At 62.6% G+C, this 25637-nt stretch carries 15 protein-coding genes; 5 read left to right on the forward strand and 10 right to left on the reverse strand.

Annotated features, from left to right (window positions below; genetic code table 11):
• Nucleotides 1-147: 147 nt before the first annotated feature.
• The 6 genes from tyrS to VHX65_00575 form a co-directional block, all read right to left on the reverse strand.
• The gene (gene tyrS, locus VHX65_00550) at nt 148-1488 is read right to left on the reverse strand and encodes a tyrosine--tRNA ligase (GenBank protein HEX3997021.1); all 1341 of its coding nucleotides are present in this window, start codon (nt 1486-1488) and stop codon (nt 148-150) included.
• A gap of 142 nt (nt 1489-1630) precedes the next feature.
• Entirely contained in the window at nt 1631-2371 is a 741-nt protein-coding gene (ispD, locus tag VHX65_00555) for a 2-C-methyl-D-erythritol 4-phosphate cytidylyltransferase (GenBank protein ID HEX3997022.1), read from the reverse strand.
• A 274-nt stretch (nt 2372-2645) separates the two neighbouring features.
• Nucleotides 2646-4568 (reverse strand): acyl-CoA dehydrogenase family protein, encoded by a 1923-nt coding sequence (locus VHX65_00560; GenBank protein HEX3997023.1) that lies wholly within the window; start codon nt 4566-4568, stop codon nt 2646-2648.
• Between the two features lie 145 nt (nt 4569-4713).
• Nucleotides 4714-6387 carry a long-chain fatty acid--CoA ligase gene (locus VHX65_00565; protein ID HEX3997024.1) on the reverse strand — a complete coding sequence of 558 codons (1674 nt, stop codon included), beginning with the start codon at nt 6385-6387 and terminating at the stop codon, nt 4714-4716.
• A 117-nt stretch (nt 6388-6504) separates the two neighbouring features.
• A complete protein-coding gene (fadA, locus tag VHX65_00570; GenBank protein ID HEX3997025.1) occupies nt 6505-7662 on the reverse strand; it encodes an acetyl-CoA C-acyltransferase FadA in 1158 nt (385 codons plus the stop codon).
• Between the two features lie 132 nt (nt 7663-7794).
• The gene (locus VHX65_00575; GenBank protein HEX3997026.1) at nt 7795-9945 is read right to left on the reverse strand and encodes a 3-hydroxyacyl-CoA dehydrogenase NAD-binding domain-containing protein; all 2151 of its coding nucleotides are present in this window, start codon (nt 9943-9945) and stop codon (nt 7795-7797) included.
• A 206-nt stretch (nt 9946-10151) separates the two neighbouring features.
• Here VHX65_00575 and VHX65_00580 point away from each other — a divergent pair, with 206 nt between their 5' ends.
• The 3 genes from VHX65_00580 to VHX65_00590 all read left to right on the forward strand — a co-directional run bounded on the left by VHX65_00580 (nt 10152) and on the right by VHX65_00590 (nt 12474).
• Nucleotides 10152-10628 carry a DUF4430 domain-containing protein gene (locus VHX65_00580; GenBank protein HEX3997027.1) on the forward strand — a complete coding sequence of 159 codons (477 nt, stop codon included), beginning with the start codon at nt 10152-10154 and terminating at the stop codon, nt 10626-10628.
• A 49-nt stretch (nt 10629-10677) separates the two neighbouring features.
• Entirely contained in the window at nt 10678-11274 is a 597-nt protein-coding gene (locus VHX65_00585) for a DUF6580 family putative transport protein (protein HEX3997028.1), read from the forward strand.
• A 264-nt stretch (nt 11275-11538) separates the two neighbouring features.
• Nucleotides 11539-12474, forward strand: coding sequence for a GAF domain-containing protein (locus tag VHX65_00590; GenBank protein HEX3997029.1), 936 nt, complete (start codon nt 11539-11541; stop codon nt 12472-12474).
• A 268-nt stretch (nt 12475-12742) separates the two neighbouring features.
• Here the strand turns inward: VHX65_00590 and VHX65_00595 are convergent, their stop codons facing one another.
• The 3 genes from VHX65_00595 to VHX65_00605 all read right to left on the reverse strand — a co-directional run bounded on the left by VHX65_00595 (nt 12743) and on the right by VHX65_00605 (nt 20282).
• Complete coding sequence (locus VHX65_00595) at nt 12743-14584, reverse strand: KamA family radical SAM protein (GenBank protein ID HEX3997030.1); 1842 nt, start codon at nt 14582-14584, stop codon at nt 12743-12745.
• Nucleotides 14585-15279: 695 nt separating this feature from the next.
• A complete protein-coding gene (locus VHX65_00600) occupies nt 15280-16413 on the reverse strand; it encodes an acyl-CoA desaturase (protein HEX3997031.1) in 1134 nt (377 codons plus the stop codon).
• A 296-nt stretch (nt 16414-16709) separates the two neighbouring features.
• Nucleotides 16710-20282, reverse strand: a complete 3573-nt coding sequence (locus tag VHX65_00605; protein HEX3997032.1) for a hypothetical protein — start codon at nt 20280-20282, stop codon at nt 16710-16712.
• A 237-nt stretch (nt 20283-20519) separates the two neighbouring features.
• Here VHX65_00605 and fliG point away from each other — a divergent pair, with 237 nt between their 5' ends.
• Both fliG and mutS read left to right on the forward strand, forming a co-directional pair.
• Nucleotides 20520-21512 (forward strand): flagellar motor switch protein FliG, encoded by a 993-nt coding sequence (gene fliG, locus VHX65_00610; protein ID HEX3997033.1) that lies wholly within the window; start codon nt 20520-20522, stop codon nt 21510-21512.
• A gap of 166 nt (nt 21513-21678) precedes the next feature.
• The gene (gene mutS, locus VHX65_00615) at nt 21679-24369 is read left to right on the forward strand and encodes a DNA mismatch repair protein MutS (protein HEX3997034.1); all 2691 of its coding nucleotides are present in this window, start codon (nt 21679-21681) and stop codon (nt 24367-24369) included.
• Between the two features lie 88 nt (nt 24370-24457).
• Here mutS and VHX65_00620 read toward each other — a convergent pair whose 3' ends face one another.
• Complete coding sequence (locus VHX65_00620) at nt 24458-25618, reverse strand: Re/Si-specific NAD(P)(+) transhydrogenase subunit alpha (protein ID HEX3997035.1); 1161 nt, start codon at nt 25616-25618, stop codon at nt 24458-24460.
• Nucleotides 25619-25637 lie beyond the last annotated feature (19 nt).

The following is a 25637-nucleotide window of genomic DNA, read 5'->3' on the forward strand; positions in this document are numbered from 1 at the left end:
GGCGAGGGCCTGCAAGCATTTTTCCGCTGCAAGGGCCGTCCATCGGCGATTGGTCGGCAGCGCCGCCGCAGAGGGCCTACAACCGCGAAATCTTCACCCGTTTTTTCGCGTTTTCGCGTCTTTCGTGGTTAATTCCGGCTTGTGGTTCTACGCGTCGGCCAGCCGCAGCAGGGCGTATTTTCGCTTGCCGGAGCGGAGCACGATGACGGTTTCGCTCGCCAAGTCTTGCCGCGTCAGCGAGCGGTCGAGGCCCTCGACACGGCGGTTGTTCACGTAGGCCCCCCCTTGCTCGACCGTTCGCCGCGCATCGCCCTTGCTCTTGGCCAGCCCAGACTCGACGATCGCGTCGATGATGCTCAAGCCGGCCCCGTCGATCCGCGAGCGCGGCAAGAGCTTGCTCGGCACATCGGCAAATATCTCGGTCAATTGGGCGTCGCTCAGTTGATCGATCTCGGCGCCGAACAAGATTTCGGTCGCCCGCCGCGCGGCCGCCAAGCCCGATTCGCCGTGGATCAGCCGCGTCAGCTCCTCGGCCAGGCGGCGCTGGCTTTCGCGGGCCTCGGGTTTGGCCCCCCTGGCCGCGTCGAGCGCTTCGATTTCTTCTCGCGATAGCTCGGTAAGCGTTCGCAGGCAACGGCCGGCATCGGCGTCGTCGACGGTCACCCAGTATTGATAGAACTGATAGGGGCTGGTGCGAGCTGCGGAGAGCCAGATCGCTCCGCTTTCGGTTTTGCCCATCTTCGACCCGTCGGTCTTGGTCAGCAGCGGCCAGATGAGCCCGTAAAGTTGCGTGGCAGCGGATTGCGATTGCGCTGCAACCAGCTGCGCCGCCGATTCCAGCGAACGGAGCCGCCGGGCCAAATCGATGCCGGCCGTGATGTTGCCCCACTGATCGCTGCCGCCGGCCTGCAACTGGCAACCGAAATGCTCGTTCAAATAAACGAAATCGTAGGCCTGCAACAGCATGTAGCTGAATTCGGTGTACGACAGGCCGATGTCGGTCCGCTCGAGCCGCGACTTCACCGAATCCTTGGCCAGCATCACATTCACCGGAAAATGCTTTCCCACGTCGCGCAAGAATTCGAGAAAGCTGAAGCGGCTCATCCAATCGTAGTTGTTCACGAGCCGGGCCGGATTCGCGGCGGAATCGAAATCGAGCACGGATCGCATTTGCGACTCCATGCCTGCGACGTTCGCCCGCAGCAATTCTTCCGAGAGCAGCTTTCGCTCCTCGCTCTTTCCGCTGGGATCGCCGATCATGCCCGTGGCCCCGCCCACCAGCACGATTGGCCGATGCCCGGCCCGCTGAAATCGCCGCAGCATGATGAGGCCCATCAAGCTGCCGACGTGCAAGCTATCGGCCGTGGGGTCGAAGCCGACATACAGCGCCCGCGGCTCGGCGGCCAACCAACCGGGCAGCCCGGCGTCGTCGGTCGTCTGCTGAATCAGCCCACGCCACTTCAGATCATCAAAAATATCGAGCGTCATGCGTTTGAAAAATTTGGTTCTTGTAACCGGCGGCTAGCGCCTCGCCGCTAACGAGTTGGCTCGGCGATTGTTAGCGGCAAGGCGCTAGCCGCCGGTGATTTGACGACTCGCAATCCCTCAGCCGCGCCGTTGCCTTCCGCCGTCAGCGCCACATGTCGTCGTTGGCGAAGGGGTGGGCGGGGCCGTTGAATTTTGGCTTCGGCACCGCCGCCAGCGTTTTTTCCGCCAGCCGCAGGTCTTCGCGTGTCGTGATCTTCATGTTGATCGGCGAACCAGGAACAATCGTCACGGCGTGTCCGATCCGCTCGACGAGCTGGGCGTCGTCGGTGGCCTGAAAATCGCCCCGTTTGGCATATGCTTCCAACAGCAGTTCGCGGCCGAACACCTGCGGCGTTTGTGCTTCCCAAAGGTTGTCTCGCGAGACAGTCTCGGCGATCGTTCGGTCGGCGGCGACGCGCTTGAGCGTGCCCGACACCGGCACCGCGAGGATCGCGGCCCCGCTCTTCTCCGCCGCGGCAAACACTTCGTCGATCCATTCCTCCGCCAGGCAAGGCCGGGCGGCGTCGTGTACCGCGATGAAATCGACGTCGGGCTTCACCCGGGCCAACGCCCGCTCGATCGAATCGGTCCGCTGCTGGCCCCCTTCGACGACATCGATTCCCATGATGGCGACGTTGGCCCCGAACTTGAAATTGAAATCCTCGCGATCCTCGGCGCCGATGACGAGCACGACCTGCTTGACATCGTCGCGATTCAGAAATTTCTCGGCCGAATGGAGCCAAACCGCCTTATTCGCCAGCGGCGCAAACGGCTTCTTATAGCTCTGGCTCTTGAACCGGCTGCTTGCGCCGGCGGCAGCAACAATAACGGCAAATTTGGCCACGGATACAAGCTCGAAAAGGCTGGACAGGTTCGACGTTTCAACGGGCGGTTTATTGTGCGATCTGGCGAAGCAATTGGCAAGGCGAGCGAGAAACCGCCCACTTTAGGCAGGTGGCAGGGACACTCGCCGCGACGCGACTTCGACCGATCACGACGACTGGCCACGATGCCGCCGCGGCGCTCGCGCTGGCCGGCTGCGCTGGCCAGTGGCAGACGTTGGTGCGAGATGAAACCACGAAATACGCGAAACACACGAACGATGAAACCGGCTGCCGCTATTCGTATGGCATCAAGATTTCGTCGGGATGCAGGCCGGCGATCGATTGGAAACCGCCGCTGGCGATGTGTTCGCCGAGACAGGTTGCCGTGCGGAAATAGCGGTCGGTGGGTTCACGACCGGTGAACTTGCGCTCGAAATCCTGGCAGATGCAATCGGCCGCCTGGCGCACGATCTCATCTTCGTGCCGGACTGCATACAGACTGGTGGCCAGCATCACGACCGCGTCTTGAATCCGCTGCGAGAGATGCGCTATGCGGCATTGCCGGTCGGCGAGCGCCAATTGGTGCTTGCGCAACACGCCGTCGATCACCAGCCGTGAGCGCTGCAAGATGTGGGCCGCGAATTCGGCATGGGCCCGCAGCGCCGATGGCATCGGCGGAAGCGCTGGCGGCGACGGCCGGCGGAGCCGTTCGGCGGCCTGCCACCGCAAGTAGGGCGCGATTTCCGATCGCAGCGCCCATGCGTGCCGCGGATTGAATGGGTTCGGCTTGCGGATGTTGGCCGTGGCCAGCGCTTTGCCGATCGGCTCGAAGAACCGCTGGCCATGATGTTTCACCAGCGACTTGAAAAATGCCATGCCGAGCATCTCGCCTTCACCTTCGTAAATGCAGGGGGCCAGATACTCGTGCACGTTGTCGCCGAACATGTGCCCATGAAGGAAGGCCCGGCCGCCGTGCGTTTTCATGAACAGCTCGATGGCGGCTTCCTTCTGGGCTTCGCTGCCGAAGATTTTCGCCACGATGCATTCCATCTCGCCGCGATAGCCGGCATCGATCAGGCCGGAACACCACGCCACGAGCGCGTCGCAAGCGACGATCAATCCCGCCAGTCGGCCCATGCGGCGGCGCACCAATTCGCGCGTGGCAATCGGCGCGCCGTAGGTTTTGCGGAACCGCGACCAGGGAATCATGCTCGCCAGCATCAGCCGCATTGTGCCGGCCGCATTCGCGCACAGGGCCACTCGCCCGAGATTCAAGCCGTGATAGGCGATCGTCAGGCCATCGCCGCGCGGCGGGGTGAGCAAGTTCGCGGCCGGCACGCGAAAGTCCTTGAACACGATCCCGTAGTTGTGGGCATGCTTCAGTGCATACAGCCCGTAGCGGCGCAATTGGAATTGGGCGTTTTCTTCCTGCGGCAAATCGACGATCACCACGGCCGGGCGATTTTCCACAAGGGCCACCAAACCGATCGTCCGCCCCGGTAGCACGTTGGTGATAAACAGTTTTTCACCGTTGACGACGAACGCATCACCGTCGAGCACCGCGCGGGTTCGCAGCGCCGTGAGATCGGAGCCAGCGCCAGGCTCGGTCAGCGCAAATGCCGAAAGACTTTTGCCGCTCGCCAAGCGCGGGAGAAAACGCTGCTTCTGCTCGGCATTGCCGAATGTGCGCACCGGATCGACCGCGCCAATGCAGCCATGCACCGACGCCAGTCCGGCCACCGTCGGATCCATCAGGGCCATTCGCGTCAGAAAGGGGGCGAAACTGGCAAACGGCGCCCCGGCTCCGCCGAATTGCCGATCGACCAACAAACCCCAATAGCCGGCGGCAGACAAATCGGCAATCGCGGCAGCGCTGATTTTCCGCTCGGCATCCAATAGCGTCGCCGCCGATCGATGGCGGCGCACGATGTCGAGCGATTGCTGCATCACGCGATCCGCGTCGGGCGATGCCGCGGGCGGCTTGGAAGCGAACAGCTCGACCGGCAGTTGCCGATCCCACACGGCTCGATGCACGGGGCTGTGCGCGGTTTGAAATCGCGCCGCAAACAGCGACTCGACCTGGTCGTCGGCCTTGTCGATCGCGCCCGTGCGCCGCACCTCCTCATCGCTCTTGCCGCCGAGCTTGAGCGCCGTTTCGGCAAACGACGGCTCGCCCGGCGAATGAGTCGCTTCGGTGTCAGCAGCTCGAGCGTTCATAAGACCTCGCACCGGCGGCTTGCGCCTTGCCGCTAACGAATATTACCCGCGTGTTAGCAGCAAGGCGCTAGCCGCCGGTGTTTTGTCGCGCATTTCAGGCCTCCGCCTGACTCAGTTATTATAACGCGGCACGGAGTCGCCGCATTCATCCTGCATACAGCCGGTCGATCGTGTCGGCAAAATGTTCTTGGATCACGGCGCGGCGGAGCTTGAGGGTCGGCGTCAGTTCGCCGCGTTCGGCCGACAGCGCCCGATCCAATAGCGCGAACCGGCCGATTTGCTCATTTGCCGACAGGCAGGCCAACCGCTCGTCGATCCGCTGGCGGTAGATGGCATGCACGTCGGGATGGGCCAGCGCTTCGGCGGGCGAGAAGACGGCAATCCGCCGCGCGATGATTTCGGTTCGCAATGCATCCGGATTCGGCACGATCAGGGCCGACAGATAATTCCGCCCTTCGCCGAACACGACCACTTGCGCGATCAGCGGTTCGTCGGCCAGAAGCGATTCGATGGCCACCGGCGCAATGTTCTTGCCGCTGGCGGTGACGATCAATTCCTTCTTGCGACCGGTGATCCAAAGATAGCCGGCGTCGTCGAGCCGGCCAAGATCGCCGGTGTGCAGCCAGCCGTCGCGGATCACGGCGGCGGTTTCCGTGGGCCGGCGCCAATAACCGAGCATGACCTGCGGCCCGCGGGTTTGAATTTCTCCGTCGTCGGCAATGCGCACTTCGATGCCCGGAATCGGCCGGCCGACGGAACCCATCCGGTCGGTGTCGGGACGCGCCACCGAGATGACGGGCGACGATTCGGTGAGTCCATAGCCTTGCACGAGCCGCACGCCGTGCCGCCAATAGAAATCGGCCGTGGCGACCGGCAACGCCGCGCCGCCGGAGCTGCAAAGCCGCAATCGGCCACCGAGCAATTCCGATAGCGAACTCGCGGAGTCTTTCGGCAACGATTCAAAATGCCGCCGCACTTTGTCGAAAAAATAGGGGACGCCGTTCAGCAGCGTCGGGTGCAGCGATTGGCAGTTGGCCAAAATCTTCTCGCGGCTTTCGGCCAGGGCCAACTGCGTGCCGCCGATGATCCACGTGTAAAGATCGCAAGTTCGGGCATAAATGTGCGAAAACGGAAGAAACGAGAGGCGCAGTTCGTCGGCCTGATTCGGGTATGCCGCCAGCATGCCGCGGGCATTGGTCACCAGATTCCTGTGGCTGAGCATGACGCCTTTCGGCTCGCCGGTCGTGCCCGAGGTGTAAAGGATGGTCGCGAGATCGTCGGGCTTGGTTTCGGTGAGCGCGGCGGCTTCGAGTTCGTCGGCAATGGCGCTTTCATCCGATTCGTCGTCCATTAGCTTGGCCAGTGGAACGCATCGCGATTGCGCGTCGGCGGCGCGATCGAACGACACGCTGTGAAGAGCAATCGGCAGGGCGAGATTATCCGCTGCGAGCTTGGCGGCTTGCTCGGCGTCGGAAAGAAACACGCACCGCGCGTCGCAATCGCGAATTTGCCACGCGATCTGCGGACCCGAGAGCGCCGGGTGAATTGCCACATGCACGCCGCGCACGAGATGCACGGCCACATCCACCAGAATCCATTCGTAGCGATTCTCGCTTACTTGCACGACCCGATCGCCGGGCCGAATGCCGATCTTCGAAGAGAGCGCGACGGCCAGGCGGCGAGCATCGCGAGCGATTTCGGCCCATGTCCGTGTCCACGACGGTGCGTCGCAGTGCGGAATAAGTAGCCCAGCGCGATCCGGCATCGCGGCGACAGTGTCGCGGAAAATCGAGACGAGAGTTTCGGTGGCGTCGGGCATCGTAGGTCAGGGCTTTCCAGCCTGACAAGCATTCGAGTTGAGCCAAATCAGCGGGCAGACGCGACGCGCGAAACCGCAAACGAGCCGCGGACCGCAGCGGGGGCGTCGCTCGGGCGATTAAATCCGCTCGAAGATCGTGGCGATGCCTTGGCCTAGCCCGATGCACATTGTTGCCAGGCCGAAGCGGGCGTCTTGGTCGATCATCGTGTGCAACAGGGTCGTGGCGATGCGGGCGCCGCTGGCGCCCAATGGATGGCCGATCGCGATCGCTCCGCCGCGGACATTCACCTTCGATTCATCGAGCCCCAGCATGCGGATGCACGCCAAAGCTTGGGCCGCAAACGCTTCGTTCAATTCCACGAGATCGATGTCGGCCAACTGCAAACCCGCGCGATCGAGTGCCTTTCGCGTCGCCGGCACGGGCCCGGTTCCCATCACTGCCGGTTCGACTCCGGCGACGGCGGTCGCCACGATCCGCGCCATCGGCTGCAAGCCCAGCGCATGGGCTTTTTTTTCCGACATGATCAATAGCGCGGCGGCCCCGTCGTTCAAGGGCGAACTGTTGCCGGCCGTCACCGTTCCCAAGCCGGGCATGAAGGCCGGCTTGAGCGCCGCCAAACCCTCGGCCGAGCAATCAAATCGCACGCATTGATCCTGTTCGACCAGAATGCGGTTGCCCGCTTCATCATGGCCCCAGATCGGCACGATTTCGCGGCGGAAATGGCCGCCGACATGGGCAGCGCCGGCCAGTTGATGGCTCCGCAGCGCGAATGCGTCCTGGCATTGCCGCGAGATGTCTTGGGTTTGGGCCAGAAACTCGGCGGTGACGCCCATCAGCAGCGCTCCGCGGCTGGTGCGGCGGAATAGCTTCGGGTTCAGATCGAGCCCGGTTTCCATCGGAATGTGCTGCATGTGTTCCAAGCCGCCGACGATCTGCACATCTTCCGCTCCGGCGATGATCGCATGTGCCGCCTGATTGAGCGCCTGAAGGCTCGAGCCGCAAAGCCGATTGACCGTGGTCCCGCCGCATTCCATCGGCAAGCCGGCCATGAGGGCGGCGAAGCGGGCGACATTGAACCCCTGTTCGCCTTGTTGCTGCGTGTTGCCCAGCACGACATCTTCAATCTGAGCGACGTCGATGCCGGTTCGTTTCACGAGCGCCTCGATCACGGCGACGGCGAGGTCGTCGCTCCGAACATTGCGGAAAATACCGCGCTGTGAATGGGCGCGGCCGACGGGCGTGCGCAGGCAATCGATAACGACGGGGCGGTTCATAGTTGGGCGCGTGAGCTGTAGACGGGTTTGTTTTGGGGCGACGCGCGAAACCGCAAGCGCGGTTCGCGGCCGTGGCAGCCGAACTGGGTCATCGTGATTTCGATTGCGGGCATGTCGGTGAGATAACCAATCTTACGGGCCCGGTAAATAGAATGGCTTGCCGGATTTTGCCATTTCCATCAATAGGGGCGTCGGCTGCATGCGGGCCCCGAGCGGCTCGAATGGCTTGAGCATTTCCACGATGCGATCGAGCCCCTGATTTTGCGCCCAAAACAGCAATCCACCCTTGAACGGCGGAAAACCGAGGCCGTGAATCAGCGCCACGTCGATATCGCGCGCGTCGTGAACGATTCCGTCGGCCAATTCTCGCGTCGCTTCCAACAGCATCGGCAGAAACAGGCGAGCCGTGATCTGCTCGGACGTGAAAGGAACCGGCGGCCGGGCGTAGGGTGCGATGATCTCGGCAAGTCGCGCGTCCGGATCGCCGCGCTCCGAATCGCGGGCATAGGAAAAGAATCCGGCGCCGCTCTTTTGCCCTTTCCGACCGGTTTTGATCAGGGCGCCGACGACCGGCGACACCACGGTCCGTTCGGGAAACGCTTCGTACATCACGCGGCCCGCGTAATAGGCCGTGTCGAGGCCGACCATATCGTAAATTTGCAGCGGACCCATCGGCATGCCGAAATTGCGCGCGGCACGTTCGATGGCCGCCGGCTCGGCGCCGTCCAACAGCAATTCGACCGCTTCCGTGAGAAACGGCGACAGCAGTCGATTCACCAAGAAGCCTGGCCCGTCGTTCACCACGACCGGCATCTTGCCGATGCTCTTGGCATAGGCCACGGCCGTGGCGATGGTTTGATCGCTCGTCTTCCGGCCGCGAATCACTTCGACCAAAAGCATTTTGCGAACGGGATTGAAAAAATGGATGCCGCAAAAGCGATCCGGATGCTTTAGCGCGGCTGCCAACTGCGTGATCGGAATCGTCGAAGTGTTCGACGCCAAAACTGCGTCCGGCCGCAAGTTCGGCTCGAGCCGAGAAAAGATCTGCCGTTTGATCTCCGCATTTTCAACCACCGCTTCGATCACCAAATCCGCCATCGCCAGATCGTCGGAATTCGGCGTGGCGGAAAGAAGCGAAGCGAAATGGACTGCCCGGTCGGGATCGGCGTGCTTGGTTTGTTTGTTGTAGGCGGCCTCTTCGAGCAGCTTTTCAACGCCCGAGTGCAACGCATCCGGCGCCGCGTCGGTGATCGACACGGATACATTTCTCTTGAGATTCGCGGCCGCGATGCCGCGCCCCATGATGCCGGCGCCAATAATCCCCACCGACCGAACGGAACGAGGCTGGATGTCGCTGCGGCCGACGCCGGTGTCTTTCTTGTTCCGATCGACCAGAAAAAAGACGTTGATCAACGCGCGGTTCACCGGCGAGCCGAACAGCGCCGCCATTCCCTCGGCCTCGCGAAGACAAGCCGTTTCGATGTCGAGCGACGCGGACTCGAGCATCATCTCGAGCGCCGCGCTCGGGGCCGGATATTGGCCGCGGGTTTGTTGCTGGATGAGCGCGCTGGCCGTCGCGGCCAGGAATGCCAGTTCGGTATCGTTCACCGCCAGGGGCCGGCTCCAGCGACGGCGGTCTTCGAGATAGGCCCACGATCGCCGTTCACTGCGAATCAGGGCCATGGCGGCATCTTGCAGCCGCTCGGCCGGAACGCGATCGGTCGCCAGGCCCATCAAAGCGGCCGTGCGCGCGTCGACCGGTTCGCCGCTGGTGACCATTTCGATGGCGCTCGCCAGTCCGACGATTCGCGACGCCCGCGCCGTGCCGCCCCAGCCGGGATACAGCCCCAGTTTGATCTCCGGAAAACCGAGCTGTGCCTTGGGCAGATCGGCCATCAGGCGGCGATCACACCAGATGGCGAGTTCGGCGCCCCCGCCAAGCGTCAGGCCATCGATCGCCGCCACGGTAATGAACGGCATCGTCGAAAGCCGCTGAAACAGCCGCCGCCCGCGATGGCACATCGCCACGGTCTGCTCGGCGGGCGAATCGAGCGCAGCAACGAACTCGCGCAGATCGGCCCCCACGATGAACGATCCCGGCTTGCCGCTGCGGATCACCAGCCCGGCCAATCCCGGCTGCTTTTCGAGCCGGTCCAGGTGCGATTCGAACTCCGCGAGCACCGCGGTCGAAAGAACGTTGGCCCCTTTGCGCGGATCGTTGAACGTGAGCAGGGCGATGTCCGATTCGGGCATCGTGAGCTGGATCGTCGGCGTATCGGGCATGATTGTCGCTTGCGAGGGACGGGGAAAACCCATCGACAAGCATACGTGTCGCGGCGCGGGGCGTAAACCCTCGCCTCTCCAGCCGCTGGGGCGGAGCCGCCGGTGTTGACAGGCCGAAAGGCACTCCTATTCTAACGGCTATGAAACATAGTGAATGCCAGCGACTAAATGCTAGCGACCGATGCGCTTGGTCGCCAATATCGACCGTGCAGGGATTGTGGGTCGGTATATTCCTCCTGGCGACGGTTTGCGGTTGCTCGGGCAAAGCGGCCACCGCGCCCGATGCAGTTGCCAAATCGCCGGACAGCGCGGCGGCAGCCGCAGATGCGAAGACCGGTGCCCCAAAGCCTGCCGACGCCAAACCGCGCGCGATTGAACTAACGATCGATTATGGCGACGGCGTGGAGAAGCGCTTTGACGATATTGCCTGGAAAGAAGGGATGACGGTGTTCGATGTTCTCGCGGCCGCCCAAAAGCATTCGCATGGAATTTCGTTTTCCTCGAAAGGATCGGGGGCGACGCTGATGGTCACCAAGATCGACGACTTGGCGAACCAGGGGGGCGCTACGTCCGACAAGAACTGGGTATTCCGCATTAACGGCCATCTTGGCGACGAAAGCTGCGGGGTCGTCGTGCTTCGGCCGGGCGACGCTGTCTTGTGGAAGTTTGGACCCTACGAATAAGATAGAGGCGAGCCTTGCGTGCTGAAACCAACCCGACGGAGTTTTTCAAGTGAATCGCGTTCCAAAGCGGGAGTTGCTGCTCGGTGCGTTGCTTGTGGCGACTGCGGTCGCTGTGCGTTGGCTCGGGGCGTCGGCGGAGTGGACGCTGTTGCCGCCGAACGCTACGCCCGTGGCCGCCATCGGGCTGTTCGCGGGATTCTTGTTCGCCAATCGCACGGCGGCACTCTTGGTGCCGCTGGCAGCGCTGGCGATCAGCAATCTCGCACTCGATTCCTACGGTAGCGTTTGGATGGTCGGCGTGGTGTATGGTTCGTTCCTCGCGGCGCCGCTATTGGGCCGATGGCTGCGCGAGCGGCCGACGGCCTATCGGGCCGTCGCGGCGGTTCTGCTTCCGGCGCTGCTTTTCTACGTAACGACGAATTTCGCAACCTGGCTCGTCGGCTTCGGCGGCCCGCATGCCGCATATGCCGCCAGTTGGCACGGCTTGGCGCTCTGCTACGCTCGCGGCATCCCGTTCTTCCGCTGGATGCTGGAAGGCGATATTGCGTTTAGCGCAATTCTGTTTGGGGGCTACGCCTTGGTCGCGGCGTTGGCTGGCAACCGATCGCCGCGATTCAAGCACCGGCGGCTAGCGCCTTGTCGCTAACGCGCGTTAGGCAAGGCGCTAGCCGCCGACGACGTAACCGTCGCCACTTGGGCGCTCGCCTGACGAACGCGTTCAAGTCGCCCGTGCTTGAACGCCGATGTTAGACGATGCCGGTCACGGATGCTGGTCGGACTGCGCGATGTAAATCGCTCGCTCGCGGCACGGTCGTATCGGAGGTGCCGCTGGTAGCGATCGAGCCATCGTGTCGCCAATCGGTAATGGATTGTTTGCAACTTCGGTTGAACATCCATCGAATGGTGGCCCGTGGCGAAGTCGATTCCGGCTTATCTGAAGTTGCATGACGAGGATGGAGCAGCCCCGCCCGCGGCACAGGCTGGCGATTCAGGCGCAATCGCCGAATTCTGCCGGGCCTTCGAGAGCGCGACCGGTTGGCCACTGCGGTTGCCGAACGGAGCCGGCGGGGATTGCGAAGCCGATAGCGTGTTGCCGAAATTATCCGACTCGATGTGTTCCGCCCCGGTCGAGCCGGGCGTTGGAATTTCTCCCGGACACATCAGGGTCGGCTTTAATTCGGCGGCGCGAAAATTGACCGAGCAATCGCACGTTGCGATTGCCGATGCTGCCGCAGCGCCGCGCGCGGCACATCGCTGCACGGCCGAATCTGCCCGCGGACTGCGCGATGCGGCGGAGCGGCTATTCAACCAGTTGGCCCGTGCTCGGCAAATCATTCGGCGCCGGGACGCGGAGTTGGCCGCCCGCCTGCCGGTCGGGCCGCGGGCGCAGGAACCGGAGCAGTTTGATCGACTGCTAAAAAGCGTGCTCCGGGCGGGTGCCGACGCTTGCGAATGCCAGGCGGCGGCACTCTACACGCTCGACGATGCAACCACCTCGCTCGAACTTCGCGCCAGCGTCGGCCTGCCTTCTGATCGGCTTGAGCAACCCCCGCGCCCGCTGAAGGGGGCGATCGCCGATCTCGAAGCGCTGTTGGGCCACGCGGTGGCACTCGAACGGGCGACGGCGTTCGGGCCGTGGCGCGTGCCCGAAGATTTCGCTGCCGCGCTATGTGTGCCGGTGTCGAGCGCCACGACCGAGCTCGGCACGCTATGGCTATTCTCCGACCGCCGGCGCGATTTCACCGATCGCCAAACCAATCTGGCGGAAATCATCGCCGGCCGATTGGCGGCCGAATTGGAACGTTCGGCACTGCTCGGGCAACTCCGCGAACAACAGCGAACCTAGGGCACGCTTGTGTGCCACTGGCAAGCGCAGCCGGCCAGTGCGAGCGCCGCCGAGCGAGCCCCGTATTGCGACGTGGCCGTTCGAGCGACGCTGGACGATCAGCAGGAGAGTTGGCGGTCCATTTGCGGGGCACACTGGCAGACCGCGCTTGCCAGTGGCACACGCGACGTTCACTTTTAGTGGTATCGCAGGCTAAATTCTGCGCAGCAAAAAGCCCCGGGTGGTTAGCCAGGGGCTTGGGGCCAAGTCGATGGATCGCTTTGTCGAATCAGTCAACCGGCGGTAGTTCTTTCTTAATGGTTCGGCTAAGTGTTTTTCGGCCGTTGATGCCGTCGGGCCCTCGCGCCGGACGCCGCAAGAGGTTTTCCTTGAGCGCCGGAACATCGAGGTGAACCTGCGGCTTGGCGGCACGCTTGCCGTTGGTTTGACCGTTGGCGGCCTGCCCGTTCGACCCGTGGCCGTTGGTTGCGTGGCTATTCAACGCGTGGCCATTGGACGCACTTCCGTTGGCCGCGTGGCCATTGGTTTCGTGCCCGTTGGCTGTCGGTGTTGCGGCGTGGCCATTGGATTTCCCGTTGGCCTTGCCGTTGGCATGGCCATTCGAGTGCCCATTGGCGGCCGCGCCGTTTTTCGCAGCGCCGTTCTTTGCGGCGCTCGATGCACTGCCGTTGGCGGCATGCCCGTGACCGTTTGTGCCATTTCCATTCGTGCCATTTCCATTCGTGCCGTTTCCATTCGTGCCATTTCCGTTTGCGCCGTGGATTGAAATCAACGGAGCAATGCTCGACACGATCGGTGTCGCCGCGGCCACTTTTTGCGCGGCAATCTTGCGGCGGCGGACCATACGGGGGCTGCTCTCGGGCATGAGCGGCCGGCCTTCACCACTCAGCACGCCGCTGACGCCGTCGGCAGCGATCGGCTTGGCCGGCTGCTGCTTGTCTTCCGGTGCGTAGCGGAAGATCATGCCCTCGTAGTTTCGCAGGATCACGGCATCGTCGGAGGCCGAGAGCAAGTAGTTGGGCATGACCGGAATCTTGCCCGCTCCATGCAATCCGTCGACGACATACGTCGGGATGCCGAGTCCGGAAACATGTCCGCGCAGGCCTTCGATGATTTCCATTCCTTTCCAGATCGAGGTGCGGAAGTGGCCCGCCCCGGTCACCGGATCGCAATGGAAGAGATAGTAGGGCCGCACCTTGATCCGCAGCAATCCGCGGATCAATTCGCGCATGATCGGCACCGAATCGTTCACGCCCGCCATCAAAACCGAATGGTTGTTCACCGGCATGCCGGCGTTCACCAGATTGCGGCACGCACGAGCCGTTTCGGGCGTGATTTCCACGGGATGATTGAAATGCGTTTGGATCCAAATCTTGCCGGCCGAGGCCAGCAGATCGACCAATTCATTGTCGAACAACCGTTGCGGCAGCGTCACGGGCACCCGGGTGCCGATGCGGATCACGTCGACGTGGTCGATCGCCGCAAGCTGAGTGACGAACCAGCGCAGCTTGGCAACCGGCAATGTCAGCGGATCGCCGCCGGATACGATCACGTCGCGGATCGAATCGGTTTGGCGGACATATTCGATCATCCGCTGCTCGTCGTGGCTGGGAGCGTCCCAACCATCGCGGTCCATGGTGACCCGTTTGCGAGTGCAGAATCGGCAATACATGCTGCACACCGGCGTGGTGATGAGCAGCGCCCGGTCGGGATAGCGATGCGTCACGCCTGGAACCGGGGAATCCCGGTCTTCTTCCAACGGGTCGTCGAACTCCACGCCCGAGATGTTCGAGTCTTCTTTCGACGTCGGCACCGATTGAATCCGGATCGGATCGTTCGGGTCGTCGACATCGATGAGCGAGAAGTAGTAGGGCGGGATGGCCGTCCGATACTTCGCTTCGAGCGCTTCGAGCGCTTTCACTTCTTCGGGGGGCAGGCGGATCAGTTCGGCCAATTGGGTGGCCGAGCGAATGGCATGCTGCCGCTGCCAGCGCCAGTCTTCCCACTGCTCGTCGGGCACATCTTTCCAGAACGGATGCCGGCGGCCGCTGGCAATGCTGGAAGACGCTTGCGGCAACGGTTGCTGCTGCGGCTGCTCGTGCGATTGCAAATCTGCAACTGTTGTCGAGCTCGCGGGCGGTACGCCGGCTGGCGGGGATCCTCCGGCGGATGCTGGCAAGCTTGACCGGCGAGCCTTCGAAAGCGGCTGCGGCGGAGATTTGCGAGACGATTTGCTTGCCGAGGCGGAGGTGCTCGAAGAAAGGGCTGATTGCGGAAACGGCGAACTCGGAGGCTCGGCATCGCTTCCGGCGTCGGGAGAGAATTCCGTACCCGGAGGGTCTTCGGTTCGAGCGACAATCGAGTCCGACACGGAGGTGGCCGAATCCGAAGTCGCGGTTGAACCGGCGTTTTGCTCGTTCATTTTCAGAGGCTTGAAAGCCTCCTCCATCATGGAATGTTGGCCTCGACGGCCATGTTGTCGAGGTCGATGCTACCATCTAGCGCGCTGTATACCAGCGCATGAAAAAAACTACAAGTGGTTTTCGCAAAAGTAATCGAATCATTGCCGCGCGAACTTGAGCCGAATCGCGAATCGGTCGAAAACCATGCAAAATACACGCCGGTGGGCCGTGAATTCCGGCCAAGCGCGCTGCCTCCCTCGCGAACGCCGTGTGCCACTGGCGCTGCCAGTGTTTTTGTTAGCAGGAACCCTGCGGCGCGCCGCGCCGGCATAGCCAATGGCACTCGGAGGAATTTTGGACACGACCGAGGCGCCGGCGGAAAGAAGGGGGCGGACAAGCCCGCCTAATCGGGCCGGCCCATCCGCCGCAGCAGGCGATAGTGCGAGCGGATGCCGGCGAAGAACGTGTCGTAGGCCTTGTAGTGCAGGCCGAAATCCCGGCAGGTCGCCTCCACCAAAGGGGCAATCGCCGCGTAGTGGATATGGCAGATCCGCGGGAACAAATGATGTTCGATCTGAAAATTCAGGCCACCCACATACCACGAGAGCAACCGATTGCCGCGGGCGTAGTCGACCGTGGTATGAATCTGGTGCACGGCCCAAGCGGTTTGCATGCGGTTGGTTTCGGGTTGGGGCATGGGAAAAGACGCTTCCTCTCCGCAGTGCGGCACCTGAAACACGATGCTCAGGGCCAGCCCTTGCACGAACGACACGGCCACATAACAGCCAAGCGCCTGCCAAAACGAATGCAGCACGAGCGTCGGAATCACCAACGCCAGCATAAAGAACAACGCTTTGCCCGCCAGAAAGACAGCCAGATCGAAGCCTTTCGGCCGTTTGAAACGATGGCCGCCGATGCGGCCCCTCGCGAAATTCACGAAATCGTCGTAGATCTGCCACTTCAGCGGCAGCATGCCGTACAAGGCCCAGAGATAGAATTGTTGCCAACGATGGAAGAAAAAACGCCGTTGGTGCGGCGAAACGCGGCCCATGAAGCCGAGATTGATATCTTCGTCGTGGCCGGTGATATTCGCATAGCTGTGGTGCATGACGTTGTGTTGCTGGTCCCACATATACGAGCTGCCGCCGAGCATGTCGAGCATGCTCGCCATGATTCGGTTGATCCGCGGACTGTCGGAATAAGCGCCATGGCCGCCATCGTGCATGATGTTGAAGCCGATCGCCGCCAGGGCCAGCGATAGCGCAAGGGCCAACGGTACGGCGATCCACCATGTCGGCGCGGCAAAGAGCAGCGCGCCGTACGACGCCGCAAACCACGCGAGAATCACGGCCGTTTTTACGTACATCTGCGGGCAATCGCGCCGCTTCAGGCCGCTGGTCTTAAAATATTCGTCGACGCGCCGTCGCAATTCGTGGTAAAAGTCGTCGGGCCGGGTGAATTTCAATTCTCCCACCGCCGGTCGCACAATCGGCGGCACATCGGTCCGAGTTGGTTCGTGCTTCAAAGTCAAAATCATGTATCGATCCGTCGAGGAAAAGGCAGGGAAAGGTCCGGCAAAAGCGAGACATGGTGCGAATCCTTGCGGCGGGGAGTGCCGGGTACGACATCGCGCGAAAGACTGCGTGGCTTGATTGTGACACAACCGCTTTAAGCTTGTCTACTGGAAAACAACATGCCGCGTCGACCGACTTGTCCGGATAGCGGCTCCTCGCACGCGTGCGGGAAGAAATCGCCGCTGCGCACGCCACCGCTCAGCAGGCAGCCGGGCCGGATGAAATGCGGTAGCAGGCAGCGTGCGGGGGCGACCGCGAATTATTTGCCTGAACTCTGCATCGCCGCCGGGTCGAGCGCGGCGTCGCCCGACACCATTTTCAGTCGGGCCGAATGGAACGTGATTTCGCTCAAATAGGCCCCCAGACCCAATCGCTTGCTGTCCGGCATCACCCAATCGCGTTGGTAACTTAGCGAGGCGTCGTCTCCTTCCCAATGAGGAAAATAGGGCCTGCCGTCGAGCGACACGTCAATGCTCGCCCTATGGTCGGCAAGCAGACGCGTGCGAACGAGGAGTCGATAGCGATGGCCGTTTTCCAGCGTGCCGGGCCGAACGACGATCGGATTATTCGAATTGTTGGCATCATGGCCATCGACCATCATCAGCCCGCTGAGTTCGCCGGACCAGGCGCCGAGCGAGGCGCTGCATCCGTGCGCGTTGGCCGAAAGCAGGGCCACCGCATCGCCCGTTCCCAACGTGCGAGTGAACTCCACCTCAAAATCGTAACCGCCGTTAATGACAACGGGGATTGCAATGCGACTGTCTTCCTTTGAAGTGCAACTTAGCTGGTCTCCCTTTCTCGCCCAATCGCCATTGACGCGATCGCGGGCCGGGTCGACGAGCCCTAGCACATCGACCCATCGATCGCGGGGAAGCGAGCCGGAGCTCGAGGGTTTCTCCAAATCGGCGGGCGAAGCCGACTGAGCATCAACCGTCGCCGGCGCCGCTCCGTCAGCGGTCGCTGTGCCTGAAATCATTCGGAACTGGACGGAATGAAAGGTCGCGACGTTGTTATCCGCCCCGATGCCCAAGTGCTTCGAATCGGGCAATTTCCAGGCCCAATGGTTGTCGAGCACGGCCGGATCGCCTTCCCAGTGCAAGTAGGGCTTGCCATCGAGCAATGCCTCGACGCTGCCTTTATCGCCGCCGTCAACACGCACGTGGATCGTTAGCCGATAGCGATGGCCGTTGTCCAGCGAGCCCGGTTTGATCGAGGTTGGATTCGCGGGATCGCGCGCGTCGTGACCATTGATGGTCATCAGCCCACTGGTTTCTCCCCCGTATGCGCTTAGCGCAAGAACGCAGGGATGCGAACCGACGACGAGCACTGCGGCGATATCGCCGCTTCCAGTGATGCGCGTAAACTCGATTTCGAGATCGTAGCTACCGTCGGCGACAACGGGAACGACGATCCTGCAACACGCACTTGGGGCTGTGGAAATTGCCGCGCCGGCCCGGGCCCAAGTACCTTCGACGCGGTCTTGAGCCAGATCGACCAATTGCAAAATGTCGACCCATTTGCCGACTTCGAATTGCGGCACCGTGGGCGATTTCGTCCCGGGCGGTTTGGTCTCGGCAGCGATTTCGGGCGGATGCTGATCGGCAACGCTCGGCCGAGGCAGATTGGCGACTTCTGCCAGCCGCTTTTCGATGGCAGCCTTTTTCAGCGCCGAAGCGAGATTCGGCATGGCCGCCTGATAAATCTCGGCGGCATGCAGGCGGAGCGATTCGCGGGCGGCCCCGGCATCCTTTTGCGACAAGTCCCACCAGGCATCGGCCAGCGCGACTTGCTGTTCGGCCGTGGGCGATTTTTTCGGTTGCTGCGCTTTTAGCTCCTGCTCGGCGAGCGACTTGAGTTTTTCGTCGCTTCCCTTGGCCAAAAGCGGCAGGCCGCCGGCCCAATCGGCCTTATACAGGCATCGCCATCGGCCGAGCGTCAGGTTGGCGTCCGGGTCGCTGGGATTCTGTTCGTGCGCCGCTTGGGCTTTTTGGGCGGCGGTGTAGATCGAGGCGATGATCCGGATATCGTGGCGACGGCGGGAAAGCCGTTCCTCGGCCTCTTTTCGGGCCGGAATTTGCGACTTGACCGCCGCCCGCTCCGCAGTGGTTCCCAACACCAGCGCCAGATCGTATCGATCCGCCGCGATGGCTTGCTCCATCAACTGCTCGGCCACGGCGACGACCGGTTCAACCTGCTCAGGCTTGCCGACGGCCACAATCTTCTCCAACAGTTTTTGTTTCACTTCCAGCGGCTCGAATTCGTAGTCGGCCGAGAGCGCGTCGATGCCCTGCAGGGCGAGATTCAAATCGCCGGCGGCCGCGGCGATTTCCGCCCCTTTCCTGAGCAGCACATATCGCTCGACGGGAGTCGCCCCGCCTTTGGCCGCCACGTCGTACAATTCTTGCGCTTTCGCGGCATCTTTGGCGCCGGCGCCCGACGTCTTATACAGCTCGTCGAGTTGCTTCGCGACAGCCGCTCGCTCGGCGTCGGCGGGAATCGGCTTTTTCTTCGCCGGGCCCTGCGGCGCAGTGGAAACCGGAGCCGCGACAATCGCCGTCTTCTGCTCCGGAGCCAAGTTTGGCTTCAGCACGCTGCTCGCCCCCTCCGCGAGATCGACTTCTTGCGAAAATGCGATGTAGTCCGGCCGCGAGATGCGAATCGCATGTCGCCCCGGCTTCATGGTCAATTCGAGCGGTTGCGCGCTCCCGCCGACCGTCGATTGCCCGTCGATCGTCAGTTCCGCATCTCTGCGCTGATTGAGCGGCCAATCGAGAACGAGCTTGGCGTCTTTCAAAGGCCGGGTGACGAGCATGTCTTGCCGCTGGCCCGAGGCAACCACCGCGGTCGCGACAAATTGATCGGTGCCCGGCCGCACAACTTCGATTCGGTGCTGGCCGGGATCGACGGCCAATTCGAGCGGATCGTGCGCCGATATTTCGCGTGGCCGGCCGTCGAGTTTCAACATGGCCCCGGCGCGCTCGTCCACGGGCCAGTTCAACACCAGCAGGGCCTTTGCCTTCCAATCCGGCACGACCTTTAATTGCTGCCCCGGCCCAAGATCGACATCCGTTTCGAATTTGTATCCCGGCCGCTGTGCGACAAGATGATGCTTGCCGGGCGGATAATCCTGCTGCCACGAGCCGCCGGCCGCTGGCGCCATTTGAACGTTATCGACCGCGACAGCTACATCAGCTCCCTTGGCGGCGGGCCAAGCGAACACAAGCGTTCCATTGGCGTTGCTCATGAGCGAATAGATTCCGAACGCGGCCCCTGCGAGCAGCACGATCGCGGCCGCGATGCCGAGCGAAATCATCCGATTCTTCGCGTCTCGCTTGGCCATGGCGGCCTTTAGCGCAGTCGATTTGCCTCCGGTTTTTTGGACGCTCTTGGCGGTCTTGATGCCTGGCGTGGCGGCTTCGCCCAGCAGGTCCTCCCATTTGTTGCCGGTTGCTGGCGCGGCGGCGTGTGGCGAAGCGGCTTGGGCCGCCACAGGAGTTCGCGCAGCCGCGACCGCAGCCGCCGGCTGAATTGCCGCAACCGCACCGTCGGCCGCGATTTTGGTGCGAAGTTGTTTGTCGTAAGCCGTCCGTTTCTTGGCGTCGAGCAGGCAAACCCGCGCCGCAGCCACTTCGTTCAACAACCGCTGGGTCAGATCGCCGTTCTTTCCGGCCTGAAACGTTCGCAAATGCGCCATCTGCCGGTCGGCAGCGCTATCGATCACGTCGGCCTTGGCTTCAAAAACACGAATGCCCAACAAACGGTAGTGATTTGCCGGCTGCTCGTCGGGAGCAATTCCGAGCCAAACGTGATAAGGATCAAAAGTATTCGCCATCGCAGTTCTCCGCTATCTCCCGGTTCGCCAGGCGCAAGCCAGCCATCCTCTTAAGTGGGGTATATTATGCTCGCCCGACGGCCTCTCGGCAAGCAGTCGCAACCTACATAAACCCAAACGACAGCGAACCTTAATACGGCCGCGCCAATCGCAGATATGGCAATTTCGATAAAGTTTTCGGCCCGGGCCGCCGATATTCGCCACGGCGTGACGTGCCCAAACCCCGGTTGCAATGCCATGTCGACCGTTCGCAAAGCCGCCGTCCTACTAATGAGCCTGCCCGAGGAGGAAGCCGGGCAGGTGATGGCGAAGCTCACGCCCAAGCAGGTCGAGGCCGTGTCGATCGAGATCGCCAAGCTGGGGGCCATTAGCGGCGAAGAGGCGGAAACGGTCATCAACGAATTCGCCGACGCCAGCCCCAGTTCGTTCAGCGGCGGCAAAGGGGGCTTGGACGTCGCCAAGACGCTCGTCGAACGGGCCCTCGGCAAAAACGCCGGCCACACGTTCGACAACGTTCGCCAGCAAATCGAAGCCCTGCCGTTCGGATTCCTGCAAAAAGTCGACAGCCAAAACTTGCTCACCTTTATCATCGACGAACATCCGCAAACGATCGCGCTCATCCTTTCGCACCTGCCGCCGGCGCAGGCGGCCGACATCGTTGCCGGATTGCCCGCCGAACGGCAGCTTTCGGTGATTCGCCGCGTGGCCACGATGGGGCAAACCAACCCCGAGATTATCCAGGAAGTGGAAAAGGGGCTCGAACACCGGATGTCGAGCGTGATGAGCCAATCGTTCGAGAACGCCGGCGGTGTGCCCACCGTTGCCGAGATCCTCAATGTCGCCGAGCGTGCGACCGAACGCGCGATCCTCGAAAACCTCGCCCAGGAAGATCCCGAACTGGTGGAAGAAATTCGCCGGCTGATGTTCGTCTTCGAAGACTTGACGAAGTTCTCCGACAAAGATGTGCAGGCCGTGCTCAAGAACGTCGAAACCTCGCAATGGGCGATGGCGCTCAAGGGCTCGAGTGAAGAACTCAAGACGAAGATCATGGGCAATATGTCGAGCCGCGCCGCCGACATGCTCCGCGAGGAAATGGAATACCTCGGCCCGGTGAAGCTCTCGAGCGTCGAGCAGACGCAGCAGCAGATTGTCGACATCGTTCGCAAGCTGGAAGATTCCGGCGAGATCTCGATGCAGAACGACGACGCGAAAGAACAGTTGATTCAATAGGCTTTGAGATACGCGCCGGAAGCGGCGGTTGGACCCAGGCCGCCACCGCGTGCGCGGCTCCGGATCGCGAACGACGTTCGCCCAGGCCAGTGACCTCAAAGCCTCAGCGCCTCAAAGCCGGCTCCCCACTTTCATTCTCCGCATCGCGTCGCTACCATGCCCCGGTATGCCTACGACGCCGATGATGAAGCAGTATCAAGACGCCAAGGCGGCGTGCGGGGATGCGATCCTGCTGTTTCGGATGGGCGATTTCTACGAGATGTTTTTGGATGATGCCCAGACGGCCGCCAAAACGCTCAATCTGGCCCTCACCAGCCGCGACAAAGGGGAAAATCCGATCCCCATGGCCGGCTTCCCCCATCATCAACTCGAAAACTATCTCGGCAAGCTCGTCGCGGCCGGATTGCGCGTCGCCATTTGCGATCAAACGGAAGACGCCCGAGAAGCCAAAGGACTGGTGCGCCGCGAAGTGACACGGATCGTCAGCGCCGGCACACTCACCGATGCCGCCCTGCTCGACCCGCGCGAGAGCAACTATTTGGCGGCAATCGTCGTCGGCGAACCGTCCGGCCTGGCGTGGGCGGAACTATCGACCGGCCGATTTCATGCGGCCTGCTTCCCCAGCCGGCAATTGGCCGACCAACTCGCTCGGATCGATCCGGCCGAATGCCTATTGGCCGAAGGGGCCGACTTACTCGCCGCCACCGAAGGCCGGCGCGTCGTGACGCGGCGGCCGGCATGGGCGTTCGGCCAGACCGCGGCCGTGCAGGCGCTGGCCAAACATTTCGGCACCGCCAATCTGGAAGGGTTCGGTTTCGATCCGGCGTGCGATGGCCCAGCCTTGGGCGCGGCCGGCGCGATTCTCGATTATCTCACCGAAACCCAAAAAACCTCGCTCGCGCATCTCGACCGGCTGATTCCCTATCGCGTCGGCCAGACGCTCGAGCTCGACGAATCGACCCGCCGCAGCCTGGAAATCACGCGCACGATCCGCGATGGCCGACGCGAGGGTTCGCTGTTGGCGGCCCTCGATCGCACGACAACCTCGATGGGTTCGCGGACGCTCGCCGATTGGCTGGCCAACCCGCTGGCCGATCTGGCGGCGATCCACGAGCGCTCCGAGGCGATTGCCGAACTGGTCGGCGACGCCCGGCTGTGCGACGACTTGCGGACTCGCTTGGAAGACATTCACGATTTGCAGCGGCTTCTGGCCCGCGTGACGACCGGCCGGGCGTCGCCGCGCGATCTGGCGTGCGTCGGCCGCACGTTGGCCGCGCTGCCGGCAATCAAAGCCCGGCTCACCGCCCGCACGAGTGCGCTGTTGAATCGGCTCGAAAGCGAATTGGATTTGTGCGGCGAAATTCGCGCGCGGCTTGAAGCGGCCCTGGCCGACGATTGTCCTTTGGCGAGCCGCGAGGGCGGCCTGATCCGCGGCGGGTTCCATGCCGAACTCGACACGCTTCGCGATCTCTCGGCGGGCGGAAAGCAGTGGATGGCCCGCTACCAGGCCGACGAAATCGCCCGCACCGGCATCCCCAGCCTGAAGGTCGGGTTCAACAAGGTGTTCGGCTATTATCTCGAAGTCACGCACACGCATGGGCACAAGATTCCCGACAACTATCAGCGCAAGCAGACCGTCAAGAACGCCGAGCGCTACGTCACGCCCGAATTGAAAGAGCACGAGGAAAAGGTGCTCACCGCCGAAGAGCGTGCCAAAGAACTCGAATACGAACTGTTCGTCGCACTCCGCGAGACGACCGCCGATGCGGCAAAACGATTGCAGGCCAGCGCGGCCGTGCTCGCGCAGCTCGACGTGCTCGCGGCCTTGGCCGCGTTGGCGCGGCAGCGCGGCTATTGCCGGCCGCGGTGCGTTGCGGAGCCGGTGCTGCGCATCATCGACGGCCGCCATCCGGTGCTCGATGTTCTCGTGCCAGAGGGCACGTTTGTCCCGAACGACACGATCTGCGGCCGAGAACTGGAGAATGGCCGGGGACTGTCCCCTTTTCCGGAGTCTTCGGAGGAAAAGGGGACCGTCCCCGTTGGCGCCCAAGACCGCGACGCCGGCGGCCAAATCATGCTCATCACCGGTCCAAACATGGCCGGCAAAAGCACGTACATCCGCCAAGTCGCTCTGCTTACGCTCATGGCCCAGATCGGCAGCTTTGTTCCGGCGCGCGAGGCGGTGATCGGCCTGGCCGATCGAATTTTTGCCCGGGTCGGCGCGGCCGATGAATTGGCGCGCGGCCAAAGCACGTTCATGGTCGAGATGACCGAGACGGCCAGAATTCTCAACCTTGCCACGCCGCGGAGCCTCGTGATCCTCGACGAAATCGGCCGCGGCACAAGCACGTACGACGGCGTGTCGCTGGCTTGGGCGGTGGTCGAGCATCTGCACGACCGGATCGGCTGCCGCACGTTGTTCGCGACGCATTATCACGAACTGACCGATCTGGCCCAATCGCTATCGGGAGTGCGGAATTTGAATGTCGCGGTGCGTGAATGGGCCGAGCAACTGGTGTTTCTGCATAAGATCGTTCCCGGGGCGGCCGACAAGAGCTACGGCATCCACGTGGCCCGGCTGGCGGGCGTGCCGAAGGAAGTGAACCACCGGGCGATGGAGATCCTGGCCCGTTTGGAGCAGGAGCACGTAACGAGCGACGGCCGGCCGAAGCTGGCCCGCCGGCCGACGCGTCGCAGCGGCGAATTGCAACTCACCCTGTTCGCCCCGCAAGAGCATCCGCTCTTGGACCGCATCCGCGAGCTGGACCTGAACGCACTCACGCCCCTTGACGCCGTGCGATTGCTTGAAGGCTGGCAGACCTCGCTCGTAGAAAACCGGCCGATCAAGCCGCATTGAGGGGTGATGCTGGTTGCCGGCCGCGGCAAACTTCGGCTAAAGGCTGACAATGGCTCGCCGGGCGGGCCCGACAGGCCGGCGATCGATCCTACTTTGCCCCGGCGGCGCCGAGCCCGAGGGCGGCCAGCACCCGCGGATGCACCACCTGCCCGTCGCAAGCCACCAGCGTTTCGCGCGTGATTTCATCGTCGGTTTCCAGGGCAATTTTGCCGTCGCGGACCAAATGGGTGAGCAGGGTGGTGATGTTTTTGGCGAACATTTGACTGGCGTGAAACGGCACGTCGGCGGGCAGGTTCGCCGGTCCGAGGATGGTCAGGTTGCCGTGCTGAACGGTTTCGCCCGGTTTGGTCAATTCGCAGTTGCCGCCGCGCTCGGCGATGTCGACGATCACCGAGCCGGGCGGCATCGCGTCGGCCATTTCGCGTGTGATTAGCACCGGCGCCTTCTTCCCCGGTATGGCGGCCGTGGTGATGACCACATCGTTTTCGGCCACCACGCGGATCATCAATTCTCGTTGGCGGCGATAGAAGTTTTCGTCCATCGCTTGGGCATAGCCGCCTTGGCCTTCGGCGGCGGCGGTGTCGAGCGGCATTTCGACGAATTTGGCGCCGAGGCTTTGCACCTGTTCTTTCACCGCCGGCCGTACGTCGTAGGCCGACACGACGGCGCCAAGCCGCCGAGCCGTGGCGATCGCTTGCAATCCGGCCACCCCGGCGCCGACGATGAACACCTTGGTAGGCGTCACGGTGCCGGCGGCGGTGGTCAACATCGGAAACATCTTTCCAATCGTCGTGGCGGCAAGCAGCACGGCGCGGTAGCCCGCCAGCGTGGCCATCGAGGAAAGCACATCCATGCTTTGGGCCCGCGTGATTCGTGGAATCAGTTCCAGGGCGAAGAGCGACACGCCGGTTTTCGCCAGTTCGGCGGCAGCCTGTGGATTCCAGAGCGGTTCGCACATGCCGATCACCACTTGGCCCGGATGCAGCAGCGCGAGATCGGCTCGCCCGGCCTCGGGATTGCAGCCCAGGGAGCGCACCTGCAAGAGGGTGTCGGCGGCGAAAGCTTCCTGGCGAGCGACGATTTTGGCCCCCCGGGCGGAAAATTGCTCGTCGGGAAATCCGGCCGGGATTCCCGCCCCGGCTTCGACGAGCACTTCCATCCCGGCCTTAACCAGCGACGGCACGACCGTCGGCACGAGCGCAACGCGTCGCTCACCGGGAAACGTTTCGCGGACGACGGCAATTTTCATAAGGCTTCGATGATCGGTC

This window comes from Pirellulales bacterium, from assembly GCA_036267355.1.
Lineage (GTDB): Bacteria > Planctomycetota > Planctomycetia > Pirellulales > DATAWG01 > DATAWG01.

What these genes read in the sequence shown, in the direction of transcription:
- tyrS (HEX3997021.1), bottom strand. Translation starts at nt 1,488, where the DNA reads ATGACGCTCGATATTTTTGATGATCTGAAGTGGCGTGGGCTGATTCAG.
- VHX65_00560 (HEX3997023.1), bottom strand. Translation starts at nt 4,568, where the DNA reads ATGAACGCTCGAGCTGCTGACACCGAAGCGACTCATTCGCCGGGCGAG.
- VHX65_00600 (HEX3997031.1), bottom strand. Translation starts at nt 16,413, where the DNA reads ATGATTTTGACTTTGAAGCACGAACCAACTCGGACCGATGTGCCGCCG.
- fadA (HEX3997025.1), bottom strand. Translation starts at nt 7,662, where the DNA reads ATGAACCGCCCCGTCGTTATCGATTGCCTGCGCACGCCCGTCGGCCGC.
- VHX65_00565 (HEX3997024.1), bottom strand. Translation starts at nt 6,387, where the DNA reads ATGCCCGACGCCACCGAAACTCTCGTCTCGATTTTCCGCGACACTGTC.
- VHX65_00575 (HEX3997026.1), bottom strand. Translation starts at nt 9,945, where the DNA reads ATGCCCGATACGCCGACGATCCAGCTCACGATGCCCGAATCGGACATC.
- mutS (HEX3997034.1), top strand. Translation starts at nt 21,679, where the DNA reads ATGCCTACGACGCCGATGATGAAGCAGTATCAAGACGCCAAGGCGGCG.
- VHX65_00620 (HEX3997035.1), bottom strand. Translation starts at nt 25,618, where the DNA reads ATGAAAATTGCCGTCGTCCGCGAAACGTTTCCCGGTGAGCGACGCGTT.
- fliG (HEX3997033.1), top strand. Translation starts at nt 20,520, where the DNA reads ATGTCGACCGTTCGCAAAGCCGCCGTCCTACTAATGAGCCTGCCCGAG.
- VHX65_00605 (HEX3997032.1), bottom strand. Translation starts at nt 20,282, where the DNA reads ATGGCGAATACTTTTGATCCTTATCACGTTTGGCTCGGAATTGCTCCC.